The sequence below is a fragment of the Fictibacillus arsenicus genome, from assembly GCF_001642935.1.
GTDB classification, from domain to species: Bacteria; Bacillota; Bacilli; order Bacillales; family Fictibacillaceae; genus Fictibacillus; species Fictibacillus arsenicus_B.
The window spans coordinates 1,241,260-1,261,105 of sequence record NZ_CP016761.1; the positions used below are offsets into that span (position 1 = coordinate 1,241,260).

Genomic DNA, 19,846 nt, shown 5'->3' on the forward strand with positions numbered 1-19,846 from the left:
TATCTATTGGGTAAAAGGTTGGAAGGTAAAATTGCGATTGTTACAGGTGCGAGTTCAGGTAATGGGCGTGCTATTGCGCTTGCTTTTGCGAGAGAAGGTGCCAAAGTTATTTGTAGTGACTTACAAAAATCAGCCCGACAAGGAGGATATGAGAAAAGTATTGATATTGACACAGATGATCTTATTCGCAATCAAGGTGGTGAAGCTCAATTTATTAAAGGCGATGTAACAAAGTCAGAAGACGTTCAATCATTAGTTGACGCATCTGTATCTAACTATGGCCGATTAGATATCATAGTCAACAATGCTGGTGTTTTTACTGGACTTGCTGGAATTGTGGAAGAATCGGAGGAAGCATTTGACTTAAGCATGGCTGTTAATACAAAAGGGGTTTGGTTGGGGTGTAAATTCGCCATTACTCAAATGTTAGAACAAAATGAAAGCGCTTCAAATGAATCGCGAGGAAAAATTATTAATATAGCTTCCATTGGGGGTCTTGTTGGTTTAGCACAGGAACCTGCATATTGCGCCTCTAAAGGTGCGGTTGTCAATTTAACAAAGCAACTGGCTGTTGATTACGCTCCTAGTCGCATTAATGTAAATGCTATTTGTCCCGGTTTTTTAGCAACTGCGATGGTAAGGCCATTTTTAGAAAATCCTGAATTAAATAAAGGTCTTCACGATCAATCACCATGGCCAACTTTAGGAACGGCAGAAGATGTTGCAAAAGCAGCTGTATTTTTAGCATCAGATGAATCACGTTGGGTTTCGGGTTCATCATTAGTCGTAGATGGTGGATTTACTGCACGATAAATTGGGAGGTGCCAAAATGGCTCATACAAGAGAAAATGTAACATTTAAAAGTGAAGGACATAATTGTAAAGGCTGGCTGTATGCTCCAGAAAACAAAAACGGACAAAAAAACCCAGCACTTGTGATGGCTCATGGATTCAGTGCGGTAAAAGAAATGTATTTGCCGAACTTTGCTGAAAAGTTTGCGGACGCAGGGTTTGTGGTTTTAGTATTTGATTATCGATTTATTGGCGAAGGAGAAGGGGAGCCGCGTCAACATGTAATTCCAGAAGAACAACACAAGGATTATAAAAATGCGATTACTTGGATATCCCAACACCCTGAAGTAGATGAGGAACGTATTGGAATCTGGGGATCATCATACAGTGGCGGGCATGTTTTACACATTGCTGCAACAGATCGACGTGTCAAAGCAGTAGTTGCACAAGTTCCTTTAGTGAATGGTTGGAAAAATGCACAGAGACTTATGAGGCCAGATATCATGAATAATTTTATTAAAGACTTAAATGATTATCGGAAATCAAGATACAATGGTGGAGAAGTCCAACATGTTGCAGTTGTTGCTCCGGAAGGAGAACCTAGTGCTTTACCAACTCCAGATTCTTATGAATGGTTCATGACAGGAGGAGAAACAATCGCCCCCAATTGGAAGAATCAAGTAACACTTGAAACCATGGAGGCATTTTTAGGATACAACCCGGCTGGTTTAATTGATATCATTTCTCCAACACCACTTTTGATGGTAGTAGCAGAGAATGATGAGTTGACACCTACTGATCTAGCAATTGAAGCATTCCAAATAGCAAGAGAGCCAAAAGAACTCGTTATAATTCCCGGGGGTCACTTTGGAGCATATTTGGAACCCGGATTATCTCATTCTGCGCCACCGGCGGTAGCGTGGTTTAAAAAATACTTATTGGATTCAACAACCACCAATCAGTTTATTAATGTTTAAATATCAGGCTCTTTTTAACACGGTTAGATAACTATGTTTATAATATGCTAGATTTAAAACAAAGAAATGAAGTCGGGAGTGAATAACCTTGGGTAAACTTAATGGAAAAGTGGCTCTAGTAACGGGGGCGAGTTCGGGTTTTGGACGAGGAATATCTTTGGCCTTAGCAGAGGAAGGTGCCAAAGTAATTGTTGCCGATTTAAAAAGAAATACAAATGAAGGTGGATTTGAAGATAATAATATTTCTACTGACCAAGTGATTATAGAAATGGGTGGACAAGCAATATTTGCGGAATGTGATGTAACTAAAGCAACTGAAGTAAAATACGCGGTACAAACCGCAGTTGAGGAATTTGGCCGACTGGATATCATAGTTAACAATGCAGGAATTTATCGTGGCGGCGATTATATGCATAATCTAACAGAAGAAGATTTAGATATGTGTCTAAATGTAAATGTCAAAGGTTCTTGGAACGGTTGCCAGCACGCTATAACTCAGTTTTTGAAACAAGGTGATGGTGGAAAAATTATTAACATTGTTTCTACCGCTGGGTTAGGTGGATATCCCTCACAGGCTCCATACAATATGTCCAAAGGAGCCGCTGCTAATTTAACAAGAACAATAGCAATCGAATATGGGCCACATAAAATTACTGCTAATGGAATATGTCCTACGTATTGTAAAACTTCTCTTACCAGACCGTTTTTTGAAAATGAAGAATTACGAAATAATGTTGAGTCGAAAATCCCGCTTGGAAGGTGGGGTGAAGTAGATGATGTGGCAAAACTGGCCGTGTTCCTCGCTTCCGAAGATTCAAATTATATAAATGGAGTAATGGTTCCATTAGATGGAGGAGAAACCCTCTCTAGCTTCTCAAATCAAGATTTCGGATTGCGAGTTTCATCTTTTCATAAATAAACATTAAAACAAAACTTTTTATACCAGAACAATTCCGAGTGAAAAACCGCATATTGTAAGAAAACTAGGCCCATAGAATATTATGGGCTTATATTCACATAAAATAGAGAAACATTCAAACATCGCCAGGGGGTGTTTTTTTTGAAAACTGAGTCTAAAAAAATGGAGATAAATGGAATGAGAGGGATACAACTGATATAAAAAAAGTAGGCCATCAAAATAGCCTCGCTTTCATATAAAGAGAGGATCCATCTCATACCTATCATAGGGTTAAAAATCAACTGTTTCGCAAGTCATGATAGTTTGAATTAAAACAAGTCGGTTGTTATTATTAAGGTGAACACCAACTACATCAAGGTTTGAATTGAAACATTCGTTTTCTTGTTTACGTACGCTACTTTAATTTTCGTTATCTCAAATATACTCCGTCTATAAAATTTATTTACTAGTAGATAGTAAACTTCTTAATTTCAATTCTATGCGATATCCTATACAGACAATTGGAATGGTTAATGTAATGTAACTGGGCTTTTTATTACGGTTTATCCTAAGTAGACAATGTTTTCCCCGATAAGTACCAAAAAACGAATCCGTATTTCCAAGGATTATGACAATTATTTTGATTCTTAAGATACAGTTCATGCAACATCCTTGCATTTACGAAAATCAGTCTTGCTTCCAATGTAGAAAAGATGAATTGTATACAAATTTAAAGTAATGATGATGCAATAGGGTCTAACTTGGTTACTCGTCACATAATGTGGGAATCGTGTTTTATACATTATTAAAAGACAATTCCATTTGGTCAAACGGTGGTCAACAATGGTCACAGATTACGGTTAACGGAACGGATTCGAGCCAAAAATCTTTATAATCTGCTGGTGTTTTTATATAATTCAGTTAATTCTTATAAACTTACTTGGGTAAAGGAGGAAATAAAATGGCTCAATCATCAACTTTGATTAAAGTATCAGCATCAGGGAAGTGGGATTCAGGTTTAAAAACCAATATCGCTGTTCGAAACTTTTCTGGTTTTTCCATGGATGAACCAGTTGAGCTTGGAGGAACGGATACTGCGCCCAATCCAATTGAATATGTAGCTGCTGCACTTAATGGCTGTAATGGAGTCATGATTCCCATGATTGCGCAAGAACTAGGCTTCAATTTTACCGGTATTGATTTTGAAACCACAGGCATATTGGATACCCGGGGCCTGATGGGGGAAGAAGGAGTTTCCCCGCATTTTCAAAAAATCCGATTCAATGTTAATATACAAACAGACGAAAACGAAGAGAGAATTGAAGAGCTGAAAAATGAAGTGGAGCGCAGATGCCCGGTCTTTAATCTTTTTGTTGATTCAAAGATTGAAATTGATACAAAATGGACTAAGATTTAAAAAGCTAGAATCAGATCTAGCAAAAAGGGTTGGTATTGAGGTCAGAGTACCATCCTTTTTGTAGTTAGAAACTTATTATATAGCACCGGTTTTGAAATGTTGACCAGGACACAATCAGTTTACGAACGAGGAGTTAGTAGATTCAGTGGTAATGTAAAAGGTGATTACCTTAGTAAAACAAATCTGTATGTTCCTGTTCCGTTTGCAAATTGCCGCATCGAACGACCTGAGGATCTTCCATTTTCTAAAAAATAGTTAAGTAGCATGGTAGGCAGCCTGGTGGCTGCCTTTTGTCGTTGTTCGCCCTTTACCTTCCGAATCGTAAAACAGTCAGAGCCGGCTAAACTTCTTCGCCGTCAGGACACCCGAACCTTTCCGGCAAGAAGCCAAGTCGGCGAGCCAAGCATTCAAGGGGCAAAAAACTTTGTTGTGGGAGTTACATCCACAAAAATCTTTTTATGCTGGTTCCCTTGACCATTTGTCTATCTTCGTTTTTCTTCTCTCCACGTTAAAGGGGCGAAAATCCTTCCCTTTAGGAAACGGTTTCGCTTCGGAAGGTAAAAAAGAGGAGGAGAACAAAGATGAAAACGAATGTATACGAGATGATGACTGAACTTATTATTGAACAGTTAGAAATAGAAGAAACACGTAAAAAGTCCTTTTTACCTTTTACTAACTGGTAGCAAAAAATATAAAATCTATGGATGAAAATGGTACTATTTGTTAGAATATGAATTAATATATCTATAAAATAGGTATTACATGAATAAATTTTGGAGCCAGCTGTCAGAAAGAGGAGATTGAATGGATGGTAACCTACAAGAGTTGAGAGAGGTTTATAATGATAGAAAATTAGTTCCTTTTATTGGAGCGGGGTTATCTGCCCCTTTTAAAGTGCCAACATGGGGAGATTTGATAAGGGAGATTACTGACAAATATGCTCATGGAAAAATAGAGAAATTATTAAAAGATACTGTTGAATGGCATCTTGACAGCACCGATTATTGGGGTGCAATCGATGCGATAATGAAATATGCAAACTTAGTGGATCAGGATATTCAAAAAATGATTGTGAAAATAATCAAACAAACGAAAGAGCATGTAGAGGACGCCAGCTTACACAATTATTCAGATCTTGCGAGAATGAACTTCAAACTTTATCTGACAACAAATTATGAAAACATTTTACATGAACAAATAAAGTGTGATGAACTTCCTATTTTATTAAAGAATATACAATTCAGTTCTCAAGAAATTTTTGATGAAAAACGGATTTGTCATCTTCATGGTTATACTGCTGATTCCGGTTCAATCGTTATGAGCAGAAGCAGCTATGAAAATCTCTATAGAAATGAAAAATACGGGGAATTGTTAAAAGCGGTCACCAGTAGCAAACATATATTGTTCATGGGCTTTTCTTTCGATGATAAGTTTGTAAGTGATCTAATTAAAGATTATAAGCGTTATCTCAACGGTACGCATTATATTCTTTTGGCTAACCCTACTAAAGAAAGAATGAAAGAATTGCGAGAACAATATGGCTTAATTACTATTCCATATGAAACAAAAGGATCTTCACATGTAATTGAAATTAGAAAAATATTGATGCAATTATCATCTGAGCATGTTCAAAACAAAATTGGCAGTCCAAATGGATCAGATGGTACTTCTAAAGTTTCTGGCAGTTCTGTTGTACTCGGAGCAGGGCTTTCGGACTTTCGGCATGATTTGACTAGTAATTTATTTTATAAAAAACTTAAGCTTGAGAATATCAATGAATCTATGATTGAGTTGAGTTCTATATTTTATGTAGCTTCAGAAAAATACATTCGAGCTTTAAAACAAGCAGGTATGTCATTAGAAGTTATTGAAGCTATTTTATTTGAAGTATTTGTTAAATACAAAGAGCTTTATATCAAAACGTATGAGAGTTTTGGCGATAGCAAACAATTATTAAAAGTTGTCCATGATAGTTTAGCTGAGTATGACTTTGGAAGATACGCTGTACTATTTGAAGATAATAGATCGAATGAAAGCGAAAATAAGGGTTTAATACATCTTTTGGCTGAGGATGAGACAATGGATGTTTGGTGGGGGGAGGAGAGATTTAATGAGCAGCCGGACAATTAAAAATTCATCAGTCCCTCTCTCTATTGAATTGTTATTTAATAATGAAAAACTTGATATAATGAAGACTTTGTGCCTTTTGTATGCTTTTTCGAAAGACAGCAGGAAACGTAGAACAGTATCTGAAATAATGTTTTATTACAGTCTTGTAAACTTTGATTTGATTAAGTTATTTGAAACAGATGAAAAATTCAGATATGGTGTGAAACCATCACCTAATCTGTATTTTCGTTTCCAGAGTAAAATTAATGGAATTCTTCTTAATATGTTACATTTGCAGTTTATAAATCTTAAAGGTGACATAACAAAAAAATTAGATGAAACAATAGTTCAGATAACTTCAACAGGTGAAGAATTTATTGATGAATTAAACTCGGTATTTTTCTCTAATTTAGTGTTTGAGTATTCACAGACACTGGAGAAAATAAAGTTTTCGGGTAGTAATTTGAAAGTGGTAAAGGGAGTGCAGCAGTGAGTCGTATGATAATAAGAAAATTAATCGTTCATGGAGCCTCATACAAGCGCACTATCAATTTTAATGAAGGCTTTACTATTATAAGTGGTGAAAAAACCTCTGGTAAATCATTAATTCTAAGTTTAATCGACTATTGTTTAGGAAAAAGCGAAAAAATCGATTTGAAAGTTCAAAAAGAATTGAATGCAAAATGTGATCAGGTTTTTCTTGAAATAAAAGTTGATAATGAAACATTGACATTAAACAGAGGGTTAAAGAAAAAATCAGATAATATCGGTATATACTTCTGCTCTTTTGAGAATATAGAGGGATATACACCAAAAACAGTTAAAATAAGTGAAGCCATGCACTTTCTTATGACTAAATTAAACATTAGTGAATACAAAATAATTAAGTATAAAAAGCATAGCACTAACAAAGAATTACAAACGGTATCTTTTCGCGATATTTTTAGGTATGTATATACAAATCAACATGCGCTAGGCACCAAAGACTTTCTAGAAAAGAAGACTACGTTCAAGAGTAATAAAAATCCTCATGCTTTTAGAATGATATTTAATCTGGTAGAAGCTGATAAAGATGCGTTGAAAGAAGAACTAGTAAATGCCCAGAATAAAATTCAAGATGCAAATAGAGTTATAGCTGGGTTGAATTCTTATTTGAAAGATAAAGATGCCGCAGATTTCAATGTATTATTTGCTAAGTCAGATAGATTTAAGAAGAACATTGAAGAGCAGATACAAGCAAAGAAAAAAATTATAGACAATAGTAAGTCTAATGATAATAATGAAAATGAATTGTATATTAAGCTCAAAAAGGATTTAGAAGAGATTGCTAATGAGTTATTTAATTATCAATACGAAAAGAAACATCTTCAGCTTTCGATCAATTCAAAAAAATTATTGTTAGAAGAATACATTCTCGAACAAGCAGAGGTAGATGCAACATTAGAAATCAATTACAAGTTAGTAATCCCTGATCAAAATATAGAATGTCCTCTGTGTCATTCGACGGTTTCTGTCCATACACATGATTTAGTCCACCAAAGTACTGACTCAGAAAAAATGTTACATAAAGTGAAAAATGAAATCAATAATAAAATAAGCTTGGTAAAAAGTTTGATTACTAATGAACTAAAAAATATTGAAGAAATAGATAGGAAAATAGTGAGGTTATCTAAAAAGCAAGGGATTTTGAATGAAGCTGTTGGCGAGTTCGCGAAAGAAACAGATGTCCCTTTTCTTTCTCAAATTGATAGCATAAATAGCCTGATAAACCGCTTGGTAAAAGATAATGAAATAGTAAAAGAGGGGTTACGTATTCATCGAAAAATCTCAGAAAAGGAAAAAGAGATTGAAGGTTTAGAAACTACTGTAACACGATTAGAGAAAGAACTGAAATCACTGCAAATAAGTGACGAGGACCGTAATAAAATATTTGATTTTCTAGATGATGAGTATAAAGGTTTTATGGAAAGATTGAAGTACGAAACGGATGGAGATACCTTTATTCATCGTGAGCAGTATATTCCTTTTTATGAAGGTTCAAATGTTTATGCCCATGATAGTGGTGGTTTGTTAGAATGTATGCAACTATCTTATTTAGGGGCAATATTAAAAAGTAAAACTCAAGGCTATGCTCCCGGACACCCAGGTTTTTTATTGTTAGATTCGATTAGCAAGTATGTTGGTACGTTGAAAAAAGATGAACAAAATGAAAAGAAACAAGGAGATGGCAAGTCGCAAGAACTGGAGCAAAAATCTGTGGAGGAACAAGATGGAATTGCAGAAAAAGATAAGATTAAAGATCCAGAAGTTTATGAAGAATTCTATAAAATATTGATTGAATTAAGTACGAACCATCAGATTATCCTAGTAGAAAACACACCACCAGAAAAGTTTGATTTTTTATATACAAAGTATACTTTTTATAAGGGCGAAAGAGGTTTGATCGATGATGAAAAGAATGAATTCAACGAAGTTGATGAGGAAGTATGAGAATAGTTGGGGAGCAAGAAATACATCAGTAATTACGGGATTGTTGGAAAAATAGATAGGTGAACAGAGTGGAAAGATGGGGGATCCAAATCAGTTAATAACCATGATCAAATCAGTAAGCGAGGGTTTAGTAGCGAGATCATTGGAGGATTTTTAGTCAGTCGGTTGGTAGGATTAAGTGCTGAAAGGAATGCAATTAAGGGGAAGTATTTCGAGTATAAGTTAGAAATAGTAAAAAGGGAAAAAGAGATAAATTGCCTAAATCTACATTTCTCGAATTTTTGTTTTACATCTTATTTCATTTTATTTTTTATATAATTTTATTAGCAGTCAAAACGTTAGACGACGAATAAATGAAAAAAGAGAGAGACATCATCTACTACAATAAATGGCGTACTCTCTTTTTTCTTTTCGAATTATAACTTTGTTGGACGTTTAAAACAGTAAAAAATTTCAACAGTAAAAGTAATAATTATATCTCAGGAGCGCTATTGGGTTATGTATTCAATCACTCATTAAGTTTCTTCAACAAGTTGCTGAAATGATCCTTTAGTTTCTTAAAGTTATCAGCTGTTCCTCCATACCAAGAAGCATTATTTCCATTAAAGCCATATACAGAGCCGTTCATGAGTTCATTTAATTTGTTGACAACCTCAAGATACTCAGAACTGTAAACTTTCCGCACTTCAAAGGGCTCTTTGGCTCCCTCATTGATCTGGTCCAAGAAAGTCTCTATCTTGTCTTTTAGTTTCTGACCTTCTGAGGAGACTATTTCAGTGTTTCTCTTAACCTGTTCCTTGTTAGACCCGCTTTCTCCTCGTTCTTCCTTATCTAGTCCAAACTCAAAGATCACCTCGTCATATTTCTTGTAGTACTCAGTGATCAGCTGGTTTATTTCTTTTATCTCTTTGCTGTAAGCATCATTTTTCCTCACCAGTATTCCTCCTCATTGATTTTCATGAAGTAAACTCCACTTGTACAACTTCCATGCTTACCTCTAAAATCCCTGTTTTAGTAAATGCAATTATGAGCAACCTTATTAACTACCTTCCTATAAATGATGTTCCTAATGAGTACTCCAAGTCTATAAGAATTACAGGCCACTTGTGTAGAAATTAAATGTAACGATAAATAATTATTATGGTAGAATTGTATTACTTGGTAAAATTAAGTAAATTTAACAATATATAAAGGTGATGGATGTATGGGCGCAATAGAAATCTTTAAAGGCTATTTAAATAGAGTCAATTTGTATATATACAGTGCCAAAATAAAAAAACATATTAGGCAGCTTGAGAAAGATATATTTGAAATAAACGGTAGGATTAATAAAATCGAAAGATCTCCAACACTTGTTTCGGAAAACTATTTTATTAACTATTTAAACGATCATCAACGAATGATGGATTATGTAAAAAGTGAAAATGTGTACTCATTTGATAACGCAATACAACAGAGGATAATGAATGTTCCTAGAGACAATTGGCCGGCTAGTTATAGACGATTGGAACTTGTATATAATCAGCAAAGTGAGAAATACCTTTACAAACTAGATGAACTGAAATCTCAAATTAATAAAACGAATCAAAAACTGAAGGCATACTACGACGGGATAGTCTCATGCCTTGTTGAAATAGAACGGATGAAAAAGAACTATATTTCGTACTCGTTATATACTGGAATGCTTGACAAATATCGATACATATATTCTTACTTTAAAGATGCAGAAACAGACAATGAAAAGGTACAAGAATTTTTGGTTATTTATTCAAGTTGCAATGAAGATAACGTTAAAAAGTGGAACGAAGAATTTGTTACAAGAGAGATGGCAGAGGAAAAAGACTTTTTCAGTGATATAGATGGTAAGGAACTTGACAAGCAACAAAAATGGGCAGTGATCATTGATGAAGATGCCAATTTAATTATAGCTGGAGCCGGTTCAGGAAAAACTTTAACGATTTCAGGTAAGGTAAAATACCTGGTTGAGAAAAAGCGAGTAAGTCCAAATGATATACTACTAGTATCTTTTACAAAAAAAGCAGCAAAAGAGATGGAGGAGAGAATTAAAGAGCGTTTGAACATAAATGTAGATGTTAAAACATTTCATAAGATAGGTATTGGTATTATTACTGCTTACTCTGACAACAAACCGGATGTAGAATCTGACCCTAAGAAGATAATCAAGGATTACTTTAATCAGGAGTTCTATGACAACCCTGAGCAATTAAAAAGAATGATTGAGTTTTTTGGCTACTATTTACATATCCCTAAGGATTTAGAAGAATTTAACAATTTAGGTGAATGTTACGATTATCATAAGCATTTGGATTTTGAAACATTAAAAAGTAAATATGAAGACAAGAATTATATCAATGAAAACACCGAAAAGCTGAAACAGAATCTGACCACGATTAGTGGCGAAAAGGTAAAAAGCCTTGAAGAAGTGATGATAGCAAACTTCTTATTCTTAAATGGAGTGGAATACGAATATGAAAAGGATTATGAATACGTAACATCGGATCAATTTCACAGGCAGTATAAGCCAGACTTTTATCTTCCAGAATACGACATCTATATTGAACACTTTGGTATTACAAAAGATAACCGGACTCCTTGGTTAAGTGAAATTGACGAAATAAAGTATATCAAAAGTATGGAATGGAAAAGAGAATTACACAACGAAAAAGAGACAAATCTAATTGAAACCTATTCCTATCTAACAAAAGAAGGGAGGCTATTAGAAACACTTAGGAAAAAGCTACTTGAGCAGGGTGTAATATTTATAGAAGTAGACATCATTGATATCTCTAATAAGATTTATGATACGGAAAACGGGAACCATTTTGGTGAATTTATTAAATTCGTTTCATCCTTCATCAACTTATTTAAATCAAATGGGTATGACTTTGATCAATTTGAAACTTTCATAAAAATTTTAGATAAAGGTAATTCATTTTTCTATAACCGAACGAGACTTTTCCTAGAAATTACTAAGCCTATTTATCGGTATTACCAATCCCAATTAAAGCAACATAATTTAATTGATTTCAATGATATGATCAATAGGGCGACATCCATAGTAAAAGCTGGGGAAATTAATTTCTCCTACAAATACATCATCATTGATGAGTACCAGGATATTTCCGTAAGCAGATATAAGTTAATACAGGAAATTAGAGATCGAACAAAAGCAAAAGTGATGTGTGTGGGTGATGATTGGCAATCGATATATCGCTTTGCTGGATCCGACTTAAATCTGTTTACTGACTTTGAGAAATACTTTGGACGTAGTGAACTCATGAAGATTGAAAAGACGTATAGGAACTCCCAAGAATTGATTAATGTAGCCGGAAACTTCGTGATGAGGAACAAAAAACAAATTAAGAAAAATCTAGTTTCTGGAAAAAACAATGATCAACCGCTAAGAATCTTCGGATATACTGGTGAAAATGAAAAACTGAGTAGCTTAAAGCATTTAATAGAACAAATAGTAAATGATTATGGACCAAAAGCTCAAATTATGTTGTTAGGCCGAAATAATTTTGATATTAAATTTGTGGATGAAAATGATGATTTCGACGTTAAGAATACGAAAGATAATATTAAAGTTACGTACAAGAAATATCCAGAATTAGATATTTTTTTCTTAACGGCCCACCGGTCCAAAGGCTTAGAATCAGATAATGTAATCATCATCAATACTTCAAATAGTTTGTTAGGTTTTCCAAATCGTGTAGCAGATGACCCGATACTATCATTAGTCATAACAAGCCAAGATGAATTAGAACTTGCAGAAGAGCGGAGATTGTTTTATGTTGCATTGACTAGAACTAAAAATGTTACGTATGTGCTGACTCCGGATTTAAAAATGTCTGTTTTTATTAAAGAATTAATAGATACACAAGGAATTGAATACGAAATACTACAAGGGAACACAACAATAACCAATAACCCCAATTGTCCTAAATGTGTCCAGGGATATTTGAAAATCAGGGTAAACGGCAAAACAAAAAAAGAATTTTTAGGCTGTAGTAATTATCCGAATTGTGAATATCGATTAAATGATACATCGGTCATTCATAATAAAATTGAGTGTAAAAGTTGTAAAGGGTATATGGTGGTGAGAAAAAGCAAGAGAGGACCATTTTATGGGTGCTCAAATTATCCTCATTGCACACAGATAATGGATATAGTGGAAAAGAAAAAGCTCGTCAGATGACGGGCTGAAGGCAATCTTTTCTATATATGCGGGGGGCAATAGCTGAATTTGAGAAGGCGAAAATTAATGAGCGGATGAGTCGTGGTAGAAGAGAAAAGGCCCGACAAGGAAAAGTATTAAGAAACTTCCAAATATACGGTTATGATTATGATAAAGAAACCTGCCAGATCATTATAAAGCCAGAAGAAGCAAATGTTGTCAGGCTGATTTTTGATCTATTTACCAAACCTAATGATCTTGTTGAGGGGATCAACGGAATCGCGAAATATCTTTCAAACAAAGGTATACCTACTAAACGTGGCGCTAAAGTATGGCACCGGCAAGTTGTTCGGCAGTTATTAATGAATCAGGTTCATACAGGAAAATTTCATCAAAACCGATGGAACACAGAGGGGATGCTTGGCAATAAGTATAAATCCAAAGAAGATCGAGTACCCATGAAAGAACGGCCGAAAGAAGAATGGATTCCAATGAGTGCCCGGCGATCATTGATGTTGAAACATTTGAACATGCACAAAGCTTGTTGAACGAGTCTAGACGCAGGTGGGCAAAAAAATCCAAACATGATTATCTGTTAAGCGGCTTGGTTCGCTGTGGAAATTGTAATAATACAATGGTAGGTATGAAAGTAACAAACTGGGGGGTAAAAGAACTTGTCTATTCAGATTATAAGAACTATTCTGGGGGCGAATCATCCGGGGTGTGTCGTAAAATAAAAGTTGAAAAGTTGAAAAGTTGGATCACGAAGTTTGGGATGTGATTCTTCAATTAGTTTAGTTGGACCAAAATTATGACCAAAATATGACCAAAATAATTTGAAAAGATAAGAAATATCTTAAAAAGCTATAAATTGAAAAAGCAGATTTAGAAGCATTTTTGACACGTTATAAAAGGGAAAAAAAGGGTGGAATGTGTTCCGCACACAAGTCCACCCTTGGGATAACCAGCGTGACGGATTTGTGCCGATTGAATTTGAAAAAACTTAAAAAGCTTTAAAAAGGAAAATCGAAAAACGTTGATAAATCAATGTTTTTACAAGCCTTTGATACACTATGAAAACCTTAATTAATCAATTCGAGATGGAAAGTTCAAAAGTAACTACAACTAAAAATATAGATAAGAAATTGACCGGATAATGAATTTAGACATTAGTATTTAACGATTTTAAAGTCCTAAATTACCTTTTTGAATTTTAAAACTCTTTGTCTTTTTTTATTGAACTTTTTCCCTTAGAATGAGTGCATGTTAGATTTATTATCTAATTAAAAACAATTATGAGGAGGAATGCATTTGAACAATATCATGAGCAACGAACAATTAATCATTAATTATCGTGCAGCTTTAAAACATGAAAAAAACAGTGAGATTGCAAAATACCTCAAACAAGAAATTAACCGACGCGGATTAAAACCAGTTTTAAATTAATGTTTTAAGTCACCTTACTATCCCAGGAAGGTGGCTTTTCTTTCTGTCCTCCATGAAGGGCGTACTTATCCTCCCTAACCATAACTTTTAACAAATTTCAAATAATTCTTGAAAATGAAAACCTTTTCATTATATGATAAAGATAGTTCGTTCACTTACCAAACAAACTAGAAAGCGGGGTGATACCTTTGCACAAAAAGGGAGACGCCGAACTTATCAAACAAATGAATACCAGGCTTATCCTCTCAAACATTCGAAAACACCAGCCGATTACGCGTGCGGCGGTATCACGGATAGTTGGGGTGAGCCGAGCCACCGTATCTTCGATCGTGGACGATCTGATCCGAAAGAAACTGATCAGTGAACGAGGATATGGCGATTCAACCAAGGAAGGCGGAAGGCGTGGAATCCATCTTGTGTTCAATCCGATCTCCTCGTATGGAATAGGAGTCGATGTTGGGGGAACCAAGATTCTCATCGTCTTGACCGACTTGGACGGAAACGTTGTACACAAGGAAGAGCATGCAACCCTCTTCGAACCCGAAAGTATTATCACCATGATTAAAGACTTCATAAAAGGTTCGCCAGTAAATGAGGAAGACATCAGCGCAATGGGAGTTGGTATACCAGGGATTCTTGACAGCGAAAACGGCATCGTCGTTGATGCGCCGGCTCTCCGTTGGGAAAACCTTCCCATACGAAACATCATGAGAAAGAGTTTTGCCTTTCCGATCTTCATCAACAACGACGTCAAATGTGCACTCTTTGGAGAACTTCATTATGGGGCAGGGAAATCATGCAAGAGCCTAGCTTTCATCGCAATCGGGACAGGCGTCGGTTCCGCCATTTACGCAAACGGAGCACTTCTTGAAGGTGCCCATTTCTCCGCAGGTGAAATCGGATATATGACCGACCGTAAGGATGTTGAAGAAGGGCGTTTCAATGTAGTAGGGGAATTTGGACAGTTCGAAAAGCGGACTTCCGGAAGTGCCCTAAATCGTGACGGGAAGACAGCTTATGATTGGTTCAGCGAATACGATGAGGGCAAAGAAGAAGGCATCACCGTTATTGACAATTACCTTCTTGATCTCGCAATTGGCATCTCAAATGTCGTCTGCGTCGTGAACCCTGAAAAAATTATTCTCGGCGGAGGAGTATCGAGAAGCCTTGGACCACACATGAAAAAAATAGAGGGTTGGGTGAAAAAACTGACCCCGATTCCTGTGACTATTGAGCGATCTCAACTTGGAAGTGACACGGGGGCAATTGGGGCAGTTGCCTATGCTTTTATGCAAGTAGAACATTATGAGGGGGAGTAAAACATGAAAAAATGGTTTCTAATGTGTATGATGTTGATCCTGATTATTGGTGTCATCGGCTGTTCGAAAGAAGAAAATGGCGGTAAAGTTACGCTAAATGCGCTTTTTATGAAACAGGCTGGATATAGCGAGGAAGACGTGACAAACATCACGAAGGAGTTCGAAAAGAACAATCCAAATATTAAAATCAAAGCGACATTCGCCCCATACGAAGCCCTTGAGCAAAAGGTTCAGACAAGCGCGAAAAGCGGCGGGTATGACGTGGTCGTCGTCGATGCGCCTTGGACAGCGAAATTCGCTAAAGCAGGGTTCGTGAAGGACGTAAGCGACAAGTTGAAAAGTGAAGAAGAATCCGATATCTTCCCAGGAGCCATAGACAGCGTTTCCTACGACGGGAAATTGTACGGGATGCCTTGGCTGAACGATACGAAATTCCTTTTCTATAACAAGGAAATCCTAAAAAAAGCTGGAATCCAAAATCCTCCTACGAATTTTGAGGAACTGAAGGAACAGGCAAAAATCATTCAGAACAAAAAATTGGTCCCATATCCGATTGTGTGGAGCTGGAGCCAAGCAGAAGCACTCGTCTGTGATTTCACTGCCATCACTTCATCATTTGGCGGGGAAATGACCGATGATAGTGGGAAACCGACGTTGAGCGACCCGAAAAATGTTTCAGCCCTGACATTCATGACAGATACATTGAACGAAAAACTGACAGATCCGAAGTCGACCGAATATCTCGAAGAAGACGTTCGCGGAGTATTCTCGAGCGGAAAAGCAGCCTTTGCTCTAAACTGGACATACATGTTCAACATGGCTAACGACCAAGAAGAATCATCCATTGCCGGAAAAGTCGGAATCGCTCCGATCCCAATGAGCGTAAACGGTGGTATGGGACTAAGCGTGACGAGCGGAAGCAAACATGCAGACGAAGCGTGGGAATACATTCAGTACCTTTCTTCAAAAGAAGTTCAGAAAAACTTTGCGAAAAACGCCCTACCTATTTGGAAGAGTCTTTATGAAGAACAACAAGTGATCGATACGAATCCAGAGGTGGTTGCTGCATCGAAGGTCCAATATGAACAGCTTGAAAACCGCCCTCGCGTTCCTTGGTACGGAGAACTATCAACCGAAATCCAAGTAGAGGTCCAAAAAAGCCTATTAGGAAAACAGACGCCCGAGGAAACCATGGATAACCTGCAGAAGAAAGCAGAGAAAATTTCAAATAAATAATAGGAATTGAAGGGAGGGATTCTTCCCTTTGTTTACAGAAATATGAGGTGGGAACATGAGACCAATCAAAGATAGAACCTTCGCCATGCTGTTGATCGTGCCTGCCGCCATTTTGGTATTCGGGATCGTCCTCTTTCCTCTTCTCCAAACCTTTTGGTACACGTTCCAAAACATGGACATCACCAGTTCATCCTATGGCGAAACGGCGGGACTAGAAAATTACAAACAACTGTTAGGAGATCAAGGATTTTGGGAGACGGTTGGAAGAACCGCTTACTTTACAGGATTTTCCCTCTTCCTGCAATTGAGTCTCGGTATCCTTATCGCCCTTCTTTTGAATGAAGATTTGAGAGGCAAGACTTTCCTAAGGAGTATTTTCATCATTCCTTGGGCAGTCCCGACGATTGTTAACGGAGCGATGTGGAAGTGGATTTATCATCCTGAATACGGGGCATTGAATGCCTTCTTGAATCAAATCGGTCTTATTGACGAATACAGAAGTTGGCTCAGTGACCCGACCGTTGCCATTCATATGGTAATGTTCGCAGACAGCTGGAAGATGATTCCCCTCGTCACGATTTTTATGCTCGCTAGCCTTCAGATGGCAAACAAGAGTGTGTATGAGGCGGCCATGTTAGATGGAGCAGGGGTATTGAAACGCTTTTATCACCTGACCCTTCCGTACTTAAAGCCGACCATCCTCGTCGTGCTCGTCATGAGAACCATGGACCTTTTCAAGGTGTTCGATATAATCTATGCGACGACACGGGGAGGACCGGCTAACGGTACCTTGACGCTCACTTACGAAGCTTACCTCACCAGTTTCGTGGAAGTGAATTACTCAAAGGGAGCGACCATTTCATACCTCATTGCCTTTATGGTAGCTCTCCTCACCTTTGTGTATGTCAAGACCTTGAAGAAAGGAGAGGAGTAGGATGAAACACTCTAGACCATTCAAAGCGCTGCAATATACGTTCGGCATTCTCGTTGCCTTTTTCACCCTGGCTCCTTACCTGTGGCTATTTATTTCAAGTATTTCCCTTCGGAAGGATCTCACCAAGGTCCCGCTGAAGTGGATTCCGGAACACGTCACTTTCAGCCGGTACGTGGACATTTTTACGAATGAAGGAAACGAGATGGCTTACACGTTCAAAATTGCGATGGGGAATACCCTCTTCGTCGGCATCACAGTGATGCTGATCAGCATAGTGGTTGGAAGCCTTGCCGCTTATAGCATCGCTCGGTACCAGTTTCCTTTCCGGAACAGTATCACCTATGTTTTTTTGTTCTCATACATGATACCGCCGGTTGTAATTGTTATTCCTTTGTATCTGCTATTATCGGAACTCGGGATGCTTGATCTCAAATGGACCCTGGTCCTTCTTGACCTTACGTTCGTTATCCCTTATGTCGTATGGGTAATGCAGAGCTATTTCCGCAGCTTCTCAAAGGAACTCGAAGAAGCGGCGATGATCGACGGAGCCTCAAGGCTTCAGATATTATGGAAAGTCGTGGTACCTATTGTAAGACCGGGATTGCTGGCGACAGGCGTACTGAGTTTCCTTTTAACATGGGAAGAGTTCTTTTTCAGCCTGTTGTTCACTTCAAGCCTTGAATCGAAGACAATATCGGTTGCCATTGCCGAATTCAGTGGAAAGAATGCGGTCGATTACGGGATGATCGCAACGGGTGGAATCCTAGCAACCCTTCCTCCACTGATCATCGTAGCTATGTTCCAAAAACAGTTGGTCTCAAGCATGACCGCAGGAGGAGTGAAAGAATGAAAATCCATGTATATGAAACCTATGAAGAAATGTCAAGAAACGCAGCAGAGGAAATCATTCGTCTGCTTGAAAACAAGCCTAACAGTGTCCTTTGCATCCCTGGAGGAGACACACCAAAAGTAATGCTTGGTTTTCTCGTTGAAGCATATAAGCACGGCCGGGTGGACTTCTCACAGGCTGTCTTCATCGGACTCGACGATTGGGTCGGAATCGGACCCGAGGACGAAGGAAGCTGCCAGCAATTTTTGAACAGCAACTTCTTTCATCAAGTGAATGCGAAGAAGGAAAATATTCATTTTTTTGATACGATGAATGAAAATTTACAGGATGAATGCCAAAAGCAAGACGAAATCGTGAAGAAATATAGTGGATTCGATCTCATGATTCTGGGAATCGGAATGAACGGCCACCTTGGATTCAACGAACCGGGAGTAGACTTCAGTCTGAATTCCCATGTCATCGACCTTGACGAGACCACACAGAGTGTTGGACAAAAATACTTCTCGAAGAAAAGAGTACTGAAGCATGGTATCACTCTCGGGGTGAACCACCTTTTGAATAGCAGGATGGTCTTCCTTCTTGCGAACGGAGTGAAAAAGGCGGAAATCGTAAAAGCAGCCGTCGAAGGTCCTGTAACGAATGCAAATCCGGCAAGCGTCCTACAGCAGCATGAGAACATCCATTATTACTTTGACAAGGAAGCCGCGTCCTTATTAGGATAGGTGATTAGTTATAAGTTAAACAGAATACGTAACTTTCTCTCCCCTTGAGATAATAAATGACCAAACCTTACATTTTTTTGTAAGGTTTTTTCGTTTTAGAGTCTTTGATGGGCTATCAATTAACACTCGCTTACTTACTTTTTGTTGATTTCATTCGGTTTTATAGCATTATCATATAAATATAGAATATTTTAAAAAAAGATAAGTGCAAACAGCCATTATAACAGCTTTTTTGACACAGAATAAAAAGGAAAAAAGGGTAAAATGTGTTCCGCACACAAGTTCATCATTGGTAACGGTGTCCATTTCATTTTCGTACCAATCTCGTGCCAACTGTATTTGAAAAGTATTGAAATGTTATAAAAATCAAAACTGGGAAAACCATGATTTAACAAAGTTTATATATCAATTGAATATGTTATGAAATTCTTTATTAATCAAGTTCGAGATGGAAGGTTC

Annotated in this window: 17 protein-coding genes; 16 read left to right on the forward strand and 1 reads right to left on the reverse strand. The window is 37.1% G+C overall.

Annotation, left to right across the window (positions count from 1 at the left end):
* The first annotated feature begins 6 nt into the window (after positions 1 to 6).
* The 7 genes from ABE41_RS06535 (at position 7) to ABE41_RS06565 (ending at position 8,682) form a co-directional block, all read left to right on the forward strand.
* The gene (locus ABE41_RS06535; protein WP_066287783.1) at positions 7 to 813 is read left to right on the forward strand and encodes an SDR family NAD(P)-dependent oxidoreductase; all 807 of its coding nucleotides are present in this window, start codon (positions 7 to 9) and stop codon (positions 811 to 813) included.
* Positions 814 to 829: 16 nt separating this feature from the next.
* Entirely contained in the window at positions 830 to 1,768 is a 939-nt protein-coding gene (locus tag ABE41_RS06540) for an alpha/beta hydrolase (protein ID WP_066287784.1), read from the forward strand.
* A gap of 88 nt (positions 1,769 to 1,856) precedes the next feature.
* Positions 1,857 to 2,687, forward strand: coding sequence for an SDR family NAD(P)-dependent oxidoreductase (locus ABE41_RS06545; protein ID WP_066287787.1), 831 nt, complete (start codon positions 1,857 to 1,859; stop codon positions 2,685 to 2,687).
* A 940-nt stretch (positions 2,688 to 3,627) separates the two neighbouring features.
* A complete protein-coding gene (locus ABE41_RS06550) occupies positions 3,628 to 4,083 on the forward strand; it encodes an OsmC family protein (RefSeq protein ID WP_066287794.1) in 456 nt (151 codons plus the stop codon).
* Between the two features lie 804 nt (positions 4,084 to 4,887).
* On the forward strand, positions 4,888 to 6,213 hold the full coding sequence (locus ABE41_RS06555) for an SIR2 family NAD-dependent protein deacylase (protein WP_066287801.1): 1,326 nt from the start codon (positions 4,888 to 4,890) through the stop codon (positions 6,211 to 6,213).
* On the forward strand, positions 6,194 to 6,685 hold the full coding sequence (locus tag ABE41_RS06560) for a hypothetical protein (RefSeq protein WP_066287808.1): 492 nt from the start codon (positions 6,194 to 6,196) through the stop codon (positions 6,683 to 6,685). The genes ABE41_RS06555 and ABE41_RS06560 overlap by 20 nt, the downstream gene beginning before the upstream one ends.
* A 5-nt stretch (positions 6,686 to 6,690) precedes the next feature.
* A complete protein-coding gene (locus ABE41_RS06565; RefSeq protein WP_253805486.1) occupies positions 6,691 to 8,682 on the forward strand; it encodes a hypothetical protein in 1,992 nt (663 codons plus the stop codon).
* Positions 8,683 to 9,190: 508 nt separating this feature from the next.
* Here ABE41_RS06565 and ABE41_RS06570 read toward each other — a convergent pair.
* A complete protein-coding gene (locus ABE41_RS06570; protein WP_066287814.1) occupies positions 9,191 to 9,616 on the reverse strand; it encodes a hypothetical protein in 426 nt (141 codons plus the stop codon).
* A gap of 270 nt (positions 9,617 to 9,886) precedes the next feature.
* Here ABE41_RS06570 and ABE41_RS06575 point away from each other — a divergent pair, with 270 nt between their 5' ends.
* The 9 genes from ABE41_RS06575 to ABE41_RS06610 all read left to right on the forward strand — a co-directional run bounded on the left by ABE41_RS06575 (position 9,887) and on the right by ABE41_RS06610 (position 19,387).
* Positions 9,887 to 12,901, forward strand: a complete 3,015-nt coding sequence (locus tag ABE41_RS06575) for a UvrD-helicase domain-containing protein (RefSeq protein WP_066287816.1) — start codon at positions 9,887 to 9,889, stop codon at positions 12,899 to 12,901.
* 74 nt (positions 12,902 to 12,975) lie between these two features.
* Complete coding sequence (locus tag ABE41_RS21350) at positions 12,976 to 13,428, forward strand: recombinase family protein (RefSeq protein WP_253805446.1); 453 nt, start codon at positions 12,976 to 12,978, stop codon at positions 13,426 to 13,428.
* Between the two features lie 95 nt (positions 13,429 to 13,523).
* On the forward strand, positions 13,524 to 13,661 hold the full coding sequence (locus ABE41_RS21355) for a hypothetical protein (RefSeq protein ID WP_253805487.1): 138 nt from the start codon (positions 13,524 to 13,526) through the stop codon (positions 13,659 to 13,661).
* 530 nt (positions 13,662 to 14,191) lie between these two features.
* A complete protein-coding gene (locus ABE41_RS06585) occupies positions 14,192 to 14,326 on the forward strand; it encodes a sporulation histidine kinase inhibitor Sda (RefSeq protein ID WP_253805447.1) in 135 nt (44 codons plus the stop codon).
* Between the two features lie 188 nt (positions 14,327 to 14,514).
* Positions 14,515 to 15,645: an ROK family protein gene (locus ABE41_RS06590; RefSeq protein WP_066287824.1), complete on the forward strand. Its 1,131-nt coding sequence runs from the start codon at positions 14,515 to 14,517 to the stop codon at positions 15,643 to 15,645.
* A 3-nt stretch (positions 15,646 to 15,648) separates the two neighbouring features.
* The gene (locus tag ABE41_RS06595) at positions 15,649 to 16,881 is read left to right on the forward strand and encodes an ABC transporter substrate-binding protein (protein ID WP_066287826.1); all 1,233 of its coding nucleotides are present in this window, start codon (positions 15,649 to 15,651) and stop codon (positions 16,879 to 16,881) included.
* Between the two features lie 55 nt (positions 16,882 to 16,936).
* Positions 16,937 to 17,815 (forward strand): carbohydrate ABC transporter permease, encoded by an 879-nt coding sequence (locus tag ABE41_RS06600; RefSeq protein WP_066287829.1) that lies wholly within the window; start codon positions 16,937 to 16,939, stop codon positions 17,813 to 17,815.
* Position 17,816: 1 nt separating this feature from the next.
* The gene (locus ABE41_RS06605; protein WP_066287830.1) at positions 17,817 to 18,665 is read left to right on the forward strand and encodes a carbohydrate ABC transporter permease; all 849 of its coding nucleotides are present in this window, start codon (positions 17,817 to 17,819) and stop codon (positions 18,663 to 18,665) included.
* Complete coding sequence (locus ABE41_RS06610; protein ID WP_066287833.1) at positions 18,662 to 19,387, forward strand: glucosamine-6-phosphate deaminase; 726 nt, start codon at positions 18,662 to 18,664, stop codon at positions 19,385 to 19,387. The genes ABE41_RS06605 and ABE41_RS06610 overlap by 4 nt, the downstream gene beginning before the upstream one ends.
* Positions 19,388 to 19,846: the final 459 nt, after the last annotated feature.